This window comes from Brevundimonas sp. (genome assembly GCF_036402095.1).
GTDB lineage: Bacteria > Pseudomonadota > Alphaproteobacteria > Caulobacterales > Caulobacteraceae > Brevundimonas.
Genome location: NZ_DASWTO010000028.1, coordinates 19,302 through 27,909 on the forward strand (window position 1 = coordinate 19,302; position 8,608 = coordinate 27,909).

The following is an 8,608-nucleotide window of genomic DNA, read 5'->3' on the forward strand; positions in this document are numbered from 1 at the left end:
GCGCCATGCGGCTCCCGTCCCTCCTTCGCCGCACGCCGTTCCGGCTGACGCTGCTGTTCCTCGCCCTGTTCGCGGCGGCGGCCAGCGCCATTCTCGCCTATGTCTATTTCGCCTCGGCGGCCGAGGCGCGGGTCAATGCCGACCGCGAGGTGCGCGGCGAGCTGCAGGTGCTGACCGGCATCTACGGCGCCCGGGGCGTCGACGCCCTCAACGCGGCCCTTATCGACCGCGCCCTGACGCGCAGCGCCTTCGTCTATCTGCTGATGAATCCCGACGGCAGCCGGGTCACCGGCAGCCTCACCCAGTCCCCCATCGAGACCATGGAAGGTGACCGGCAGTGGATCACCTTTCCCCTCACAGAGACCGACGCCGAAGGCCGCGTGAGCCGGCCCCCGGCGCGGGGCGTGCAGGTCCGCCTGTCGGGCGGCGAGATGCTGTTCGTCGGCCGCTCGCTCGGAGACACCGAGGCCTATCTGGAGCGGCTGACCCAGGCGCTGTGGGGGGCCATGGGCATCGTCCTGCTGCTCGGCCTCGCCGGCGGCGTGCTGGTCAGCCGCAATCTCGAACGGTCGATGGGCCGGCTCAGCAAGGTCGTCACGGCGGTTCAGGAGGGCGACCTCAAGGCGCGGGCCCCGGTGCGCAACTCGGGCGATGAACTCGACGAGCTCGGCGCCGGGCTGAACACCATGCTCGACCGGCTGGAGGCCTCGATGGCCTCGATCCGGCATGCCGGCGACGCCATCGCCCACGACCTGCGCTCGCCCCTGACCCGCATGCGGGCCAAGCTGGAGGTGTCCCTGATCGACGCTGAGGCGGGCAAGATCACGGGCGTCGACGCCCTGCAGCTGGCGCTCGACGAGGCCGACAACCTGCTGAAGACCTTCAACACCGTGCTGGCCATCGCGCGGCTGCAGGCGGCGGCGGGCCGCACCCCGGACCCCCAGTTGTTCGACGCCGCGGACCTCGCCGCCGACATGGCCGAGCTCTACGAACCCGCCTCCGAGGACAAGGGGCTCGAGTTCTCGGCCGAGATCGAGCGCGGCCTGATGGTCGAGGCCAACCGGCCATTCCTCGCCCAGGCCCTCGCCAACGTCATCGACAACGCCATCAAATACACACCGCCGGGCGGCGCGGTGATGCTGCGGGCCCGCCGCCGGAGCTCCGGCGAGATAGAATTCTCCGTCACCGACACCGGCCCCGGCGTGCCTGAAACGGACCGGGAGCGGGTGCTCCAGCGATTCGTCCGGCTCGACAACAGCCGCACCGAGCCCGGCTCCGGCCTGGGGTTGTCGCTGGTGGGAGCCGTGCTCGAGGCCCACGGCGGCCGCGTCCAGCTGGACGAAGGCCCCGGGGAATACGGCGGCTTCGGCCCCGGGCTGCGCGTGGCCCTGGTCCTGCCGCCGGCGGAGTCAGCGTGAGCGACGCTCTCGCCCTCGCGCTCAAGCCGTGCGGGCCCATCGTTGACGCCGGGGCCGCCGATCGGGCCCGCGACCGTATCGCTGAAGCCGCGTCTGAAGGCGGCTGGCTCACCATGCTCGACGAGGCCTGGCGCGCCTTGGCGCCGGTGTTCGCCGCCTCGCCCTATCTCTTCGGGCTGGCGAGGCGCTGGCCCGACCGCCTCCGCGCCACGCTCGAGGAGGCGCCCGATGCGCGCCTGTGCGCCATCCTGGCGGCGACGGACGCCCTGACCGGCGGCGCCGATGAGCTGCGGGCGCCGCTGCGCCGCCTGAAGGGCGAGCTTCACCTGCTGACGGCGCTGGCGGACCTTGGCGGAGTCTGGGACCTCGATCAGGTCACCGGCGCCCTCAGCCGGTTCGCCGACGCATCCGCCAACGCCTCGCTGCGAGCCGTCGCCGCCGATCAGCGCGAACGCGGCAAGCTGGTCAGCCGGCCAGACGATCCCCGCGGCCCGGTCCCGGGTCTGTTCGGCCTCGCCATGGGCAAGCACGGGGCGTTCGAGCTCAACTATTCATCCGATATCGACATCAGCCTGTTCTGGGAGCCTGAGGCCCTGATCCCGGCGCTGGCCGAGGGCGTCGAGCCCCAGCGCTTCGTGGATCGTCTCGCCCAGGCGCTGGCGACCCTGATGCAGGAGCGGACCGGCGACGGCTACGTCTTCCGTGTCGACCTGCGCCTGCGCCCCGATCCGTCCTCGACCCCCCCGGTCGTCGCCGCCCCCACCGCCCTGGCCTACTACGAAAGCGTCGGCCAGAACTGGGAGCGCGCCGCCTTTATCAAGGCCCGCGCCGTGCTCGGCGACGTCGAGGCCGGGCGTGGCTTCCTGAAGGCGCTGGAGCCTTTCATCTGGCGCCGCAGCCTCGACTATCCCGCCATCCTCGACATCCAGTCGATCAAGCGGCAGATCCACGTCCACAAGACGGGCGAGGGCCTGGAGGCGGCGGGCGCCAATCTGAAGCTCGGCCGGGGCGGCATCCGCGAGATCGAATTCTTCGCCCAGACCCAGCAGCTGATCCTCGGCGGCCGCGATCCTGACCTGCGCAGCCCCCGCACGGTCGACGCCCTGGCGGCCCTGCGCGACGCCGGCCACGTCGCCGACGACGCCTGCGCCGAACTGACCGCGGCCTACGCCGACCTGCGCGGCCTCGAACATCGCGTGCAGATGCTGGAGGACGAGCAGACCCACAGCCTGCCGGTCGCGCCGGACGCGCGCGCCCGGGTCGCGGCCCTGGCCGGGGAGGGCGATCTCGCCGCCTTCGACGCCCGTACCGAGGCCCTGCTGGTCGGAGTCAACCGGCGCTACGGCGAACTGTTCGAAGGCGAGGAGGCGCTGTCGTCCCCCTACGGGTCGCTGGTGTTCACGGGCGTCGAGAACGACCCCGAGACCCTGGAGACGCTGGCCCGCATGGGCTTCTCCGATCCCGCGACCGTGGCCGACACGATCCGCAGCTGGCATCACGGGCGCATCCCCGCGACACGCACCGCGCGCGGCCGCGAACTGTTCACCCGGCTGGCGCCCCGCCTGCTGACGGCGCTGGCCGACACCGGCGCCGCCGACGCCGCCTTCCGCCGCTTCGCGGTGTTCTTCTCGGGGCTCAGCGGGGGCGTGCAGGTGCAGGCCCTGTTTCTGGCCCAGCCGAAGCTGTTCGAACTGGTGGTCGGCGTCATGGCCTTCGCTCCGCGGCTGGCGCGGACGCTGGGCCGCTATCCGGCGGCGCTCGACAGCATGCTCGACGCCCGTTTCAGCCGCAGCATCGAGGAAGACACCGGCGTGGTCGCCCAGATGGGGATCGAGGCTGCCGCCGCGCCCGACTTCGAGACGGCGATGAATGTCGTGCGGCGCGTCCATCGCGAGCAGATGTTCCGCATCGGCGTACAGACGCTGACCGGCCGCGCCGGGCCAGAGGAGGCGGGGCGCGCCTACACCACCCTGGCCGACGCCTGTGTGGACGCCCTGGCGCCGGCCGCCCTTGCCGAGACCGTCCGCCAGGGCGGGACCCTGTCCGGCGGCGCGGTGGCCGTCGTCGCCCTGGGCAAGGCCGGCTCGCGGGAAATGACCGCGAGTTCCGACCTCGACCTGATGACCGTCTACGACGCGCCGGACGACGCGGCGTCCGAGGGCAAGGGCTGGGCGCCCGCGGTCTTCTATTCCCGCTTCACCCAGCGGCTCATCGCGGCGCTCTCCGCGCACACGGCCGAGGGGGGGCTCTACGAGGTCGACATGCGGTTACGGCCAGGCGCCGCAAAGGGGCCGGTATCGCTGAGGCTGTCGGCGGTTGAGGACTATTACGCCGCCGAGGCGGACACCTGGGAGTTCATGGCCCTGACGCGGGCCCGCGTCGTCTGGGCCAGCAGTCCCGAATTCGGCGCCCGCACCGCCGCGAGGCTTGAGGCCATCCTGAGACGCCCGAGGCCGGGCGCGGACGTCGCCGCCGACGCCCGTCGCATGCGCGACCTGATGGCGCGCGAGCGCTCCGGACAGGGCGACTGGGACCTGAAACTGGTTCCGGGGGGGCAGGTCGACGCGGAGTTCGTCGCGCAGGTGCTCCAGCTCCGGCGCGCTGCGGCCGGCGAGCCCCTGACAGTCTCGACCCTCGCCGCCCTTTCGGACGATCCCGCCCTGGCTGAGGCCTGGCGTCTGCAGCAGGCGCTCAGCCAGGTGCTCGGTGCGGCGTTCGACGATCGGCCCGATCCGGCGCAGGAGCCTGAGGGCTTCCGCCGACGGCTGGCCGAGGCGGCGGGCTTCGATGATTTCGACGCGCTCAGGGCCGGGCTGGCCGGGACGCGAACCGCGGCCCGCGCCGCCTTCGAGAGCGTCCTGCCGCCCGTCGGCGACGGAGACTGATCTCCCGTCCGTTTGATCCTCCAGACAGGGACAGTCGGCCGCGTCGTGCGGCCATGGAGACATCGAGATGAGGAAGACCCTTCTTGCCGGCGGTCTGGCCGCCCTGGCTCTCGCCGCAGCCGGCGGCGCCGCCGTCGCGCAGCAGTCGCCGGAGCGGCCGCACGCCCGCGGCCTGCGCGCCGACGCCGATGGCGACCAGCGCCTCAGCCAGGCCGAGTTCGTCGGGCGGCGCATCGAGCGCCTGACCGCCGCCGACTCCGACCGCGACGGCTCCGTGACCCGCGACGAGATGCGCGCCGCCATTCAGGTCCGCGCCGCCGGCCGCGCCGACGCCCGTTTCGACCGCCTCGACGCCGACAACGACGGCTCGATCAGCAAGGCCGAGTTCGACGCCCGCCGCGACCACCGCGCCGGGATCCGCGCCGAACGGGGGCCGCGCCGGGCCCGCCACGCCCACGCCCGGCAGGCCCGTCGCGAGCACCGCATGGAAGCACGCGGCCCGATCGTGATCGCCGAAGCCCGGGCCCGGGCCGAATCCGCGTTCGCCCGCCTCGATGCGGATCGGGACGGCTACGTCACGGCGGCCGAGCGGCAGGTGGTCCGCGCCGACCGTCGCGAACAGCGCCGTGAGCGCATGCTCGAGCGCCGCGCGGCCCGTCAGGCGCGACAGGCGTCGCCTCCGGCCCCCGCTTCGGAGTAAGCAGATGGCGGGCGCGGCGGTCCTCGACCTCACCGGCCTTGACGCAACCTTCGCACGAGGCCGGATGGCGACCTTCGCCGACCCCGACGAGGATCTGGTGCGCCGCGTGGGTCAGGGCGACCCCGCGGCCGTCCAGGCCATGGTCGCGCGCAAGCTGCCGCGCATGCTGGCGCTCGCCCAACGCATGCTGGGCGACCCGGTCGAGGCCGAGGATGTCGCGCAGGAGGCCATGGTGCGGGCGTGGCGGCAGGCCCCGCGATGGGTGACCGGCAAGGCCAGGTTCGACACCTGGCTGCACCGGGTCGCCCTCAACCTCTGCTACGATCGTCTCAGGCGGCGGCGGGAGGTTCCCGCCGACAGCCTGCCGGACCGCAGCGACGAAGGCCCGGCGCCGGATCGCGGCCTGCTCGCCGCCGACGTCGGCGCGGCGGTCAACGGCGCGCTGGCCCGCTTGCCGGACCGGCAGCGCGAGGCCATCGTGCTGTGCCATTATCAGGAACTGTCGAACATCGAGGCCGCGGGGCTGATGGAGATCAGCATCGAGGCCCTGGAGAGCCTGCTGTCGCGCGGACGGCGGGCGTTGAGACTGGCCCTGGCCGAACATCGGCCGGGCGCCGAAGGAGTATGAACGTGATGACGGCGGAACGCTTCCTCGCCCTTGTGGCCGCCTACGGCGCCGATCGGCGGCGCTGGCCCGAAGGCGAACGCGCGGCGGCCGAGGCCTTCGCGTCGGCCCATGCGGAAATCGCCGGGCCGGCTCTCGGGGAGGCCGACGCGCTCGACGCGCTGCTGCATCGTTCGCCGACGCCGCAGGTGTCGACCGCGCTGCGCGACCGGGTGATCGCCGCCGCCGCCTCGGCCGGAGGTCGGGCCGGGCGCGCCGGCCGGCTGTGGGTCGACCGGCTGTCGCTGGCGTTCGGCGCCGGCTGGGCCGCGGCGGCCTGCGCGGGCGTGGTGGCGGGCGTGGTCATGACCGGTCACTTCGCCGCCGAGGCCGAGGCCGACGCCGTCCTGTATCAAGCCTCGCTGCTCGGCGTGGACGACACGGAGGTGCTCGGTTGAACGCCAGGACCCTCAAGATCGCCCTCGCCGTCTCGGTGGCGCTGAACCTGTTCGCCCTGGCGGCCGGCGCGACGCTGCTGGTCGGCCGCGCCGACGTCGAGCGCCGCATCGACGCCCGTCACCGGCCCCCCCGCGACCGCCCCTTCATGGCCGTGGTCGAGGGGCTCGATCCGGCCGTGCGCGACCGCGTGCGCGAGACCCTGCGCGCCTCGGCCCGGGCGGCCCGGCCCGACTTCGAGGAAACCCGGCTGAAACGGCGTCAGGCGACGGCGCTGGCCCGGTCCGCCGACTTCGATCCCGCCGAGGTCTCCGCCCTGCTGGAACAGTCGCGCGCTGCCGAACTGCGGGGCCGGGCCCGGCTCGAGGCGGACGCCGTCGCGGTGCTGGCGACCCTGGAACCGGACGATCGCGCCGCCCTGTCGGAAATTCTCACCCGCCGCGGCCGCACCGTGGTTCGCGACAAGAGCGACCGCCGGACCCGCTGACGGGCCGTTCAGGCCGCCCGCGCCTGCCGTTCGGCCGGTCGGGCCGGTCGGCGCATCGGCAGGTCGAAGCTGACCGTGGTGCCGCGGCCGGGCTCGCTCTCCATCGTCATCGTACCGCCGTGCAGTTCGATCAGCGACTTGGTCAGGGCGAGGCCCAGACCCGTGCCTTGGTTGGTCTTGGAGTGCTGCCCCTCGACCTGTTCGAACGGCCGGGCGAGCCGCGTCAGATCCTCGGCGGCGATGCCGATGCCGGTGTCGGTGACGGCGATGCGCACCCGGTCGTCGTCCTCGCGCGACAGGGCCACGACGATGTCGCCGCCCTCGGGGGTGAATTTCACCGCATTTGAGAGCAGGTTCAGCACCACCTGCTTCAGGCCACGGTGATCGGCCTCGATGGTGGGCAGGTCGGGCGCGTCGACCAGCAACTTCAGCCCGGCCTCCTCGACCCGTCCGCGCATCAGCCGCGCCGCGTCGTCGACGATCTCCTTCAGCGACACCGCCTCATAGTGCAGCGTCAGCTTGCCGGCCTCGATCTTGGCCATGTCGAGGATGTCGTTGATCAGGCTGAGTAGATGCTGACCCGACCGCAGGATGTCGGCGGCGTAGCCCTTGTAGCGGGGGTCGCCCAGCGGCCCGAACATCTCCCCGGCCATGATTTCCGAGAAGCCGTTGATGGCGTTCAGCGGCGTGCGAAGCTCGTGGCTCATATTGGCGAGGAATTCCGACTTGGCCTGGTTCGCCGCCTCGGCCCGGGTCATGGCGACCTCGTACTTGCGCGCCAGCAGCGAAAGTTTCTCCTCGCGATCCTCCAGTTCGGTGATGGTCACGTGCAGCCGCTCGGTGGCGCGCTGGCGTTCGGCCTCCTTGTGCTTGATGGCGGTGATGTCCGCCGCGGTGACAACGGAGCCGCCGTCAGAGGTGAAGCGTTCGACCAGCTGAAGCCAGCGGCCGTCATGCAGTTCGACCTCGCGGGCGCCGGCCCGGCCGCCGGGGGCGGGCTGGTCCGACTTGATCGCCAGGGCGGCGATCCGGTTCAGATCGGTCTTCAGGACACCCTTGCGCACCACGCCGGGCTCGAAATTGAAGGCGTCCTGGAAGGCCTGGTTGGACAGGATGAGCCGGCCCTGCCGGTCGAACAGGACGAAGGCGTCCGAGACGCTCTCGATGCCGTCGCGCAGCCGGCCCTCGGCGGCCTGGGCATGGGCCTTGGCGCGCCGCGCCTCGGTGGTGTCCAGGGCGATGCCGAGGATCGAGGTGAAACCGTCCTCGCCCCGCTCACCGCGCGCCTGCCCGCGGGCGTCGATCCAGCGGGCGCGTCCCTGGGCATCCGGCACCGGGAAGCTGACCTCGAACGCCCCGAAGGTCTCGGCCTGACGCAGGGCGTGCTCGACGGCGTTGCGGTAGCGCGGATGGATGCGTTCCATCATCACCTCCGCCGAGGTGACCCCGGTGCGCTCCAGTCCCATCAGATCGGCCATATAGTCCGACAGCAGTATCTGGCCGCTCTCGAGGTCCCAGTCCCAGACGCCGCATCGCGCCGCCTCGACCGCGCCCCGGAACCGCCGCTCCGAGGCGGCCCATTCGCGGCTGATCCCCGCCTCCTTGCGTTGCTGCAACAGTACCAGCAGCAGGACCAGCACGCCGATGATGAATGGCGCGGTCAGGACCCAGGCGTCGTCCATCAGCGCGCCGGCGCCGACGCTGACCGGCGTAGAGGCCACGGCGATCAGGCCCGTCTCGTCCACAGCCACTGTCGTGCGGCGCACGGCCCCGTCGTCCACGGGGAGGGTGGCCCCCTGACCCCGCCCGTCGGCCGGGGCCTCAGCCAGCGCCAGGGCCTCTCCAGCCCCGGATCCGCCCACCAGCAGGCTGCGGGGACCGGACAGCACCCACCGGTCTACCCCATCGGTGGGGCGCAGCGAGGGCAGGGGCGCGCGACCCACGAGCCGGTTGCCGTCGGCCAGGGTCCCGCTGACCAGCAGCGCCGAACCGTCCGCCGCCAGCCGGGGCTTGCCGGGCGCCGGCGCGAACGCGGCGGGCGCCGCGCCGGCGGCCGCG

The 8,608-nt window shown here is 72.8% G+C and carries 7 protein-coding genes; 6 read left to right on the forward strand and 1 reads right to left on the reverse strand.

Annotated elements, in window-relative coordinates; genetic code table 11:
* Nucleotides 1-5: 5 nt before the first annotated feature.
* From VGD32_RS02335 to VGD32_RS02360, 6 genes are all read left to right on the forward strand, one after another.
* Nucleotides 6-1,418, forward strand: coding sequence for a HAMP domain-containing sensor histidine kinase (locus tag VGD32_RS02335; RefSeq protein ID WP_331030293.1), 1,413 nt, complete (start codon nt 6-8; stop codon nt 1,416-1,418).
* Nucleotides 1,355-4,303, forward strand: coding sequence for a bifunctional [glutamine synthetase] adenylyltransferase/[glutamine synthetase]-adenylyl-L-tyrosine phosphorylase (locus VGD32_RS02340; protein ID WP_414644323.1), 2,949 nt, complete (start codon nt 1,355-1,357; stop codon nt 4,301-4,303). Before VGD32_RS02335 ends, VGD32_RS02340 begins: the two co-directional genes overlap by 64 nt.
* Before the next feature lie 67 nt (nt 4,304-4,370).
* On the forward strand, nt 4,371-5,003 hold the full coding sequence (locus tag VGD32_RS02345) for an EF-hand domain-containing protein (protein WP_331030295.1): 633 nt from the start codon (nt 4,371-4,373) through the stop codon (nt 5,001-5,003).
* Between the two features lie 64 nt (nt 5,004-5,067).
* Nucleotides 5,068-5,631 carry an RNA polymerase sigma factor gene (locus tag VGD32_RS02350; protein WP_331030300.1) on the forward strand — a complete coding sequence of 188 codons (564 nt, stop codon included), beginning with the start codon at nt 5,068-5,070 and terminating at the stop codon, nt 5,629-5,631.
* A 5-nt stretch (nt 5,632-5,636) separates the two neighbouring features.
* On the forward strand, nt 5,637-6,065 hold the full coding sequence (locus tag VGD32_RS02355) for a hypothetical protein (protein ID WP_331030301.1): 429 nt from the start codon (nt 5,637-5,639) through the stop codon (nt 6,063-6,065).
* Nucleotides 6,062-6,550: a periplasmic heavy metal sensor gene (locus VGD32_RS02360; protein ID WP_331030296.1), complete on the forward strand. Its 489-nt coding sequence runs from the start codon at nt 6,062-6,064 to the stop codon at nt 6,548-6,550. Before VGD32_RS02355 ends, VGD32_RS02360 begins: the two co-directional genes overlap by 4 nt.
* A gap of 8 nt (nt 6,551-6,558) precedes the next feature.
* Here VGD32_RS02360 and VGD32_RS02365 read toward each other — a convergent pair.
* The coding region (locus tag VGD32_RS02365) for a PAS domain-containing sensor histidine kinase (RefSeq protein ID WP_331030297.1) at nt 6,559-8,608 on the reverse strand (2,050 nt) is incomplete at its 5' end.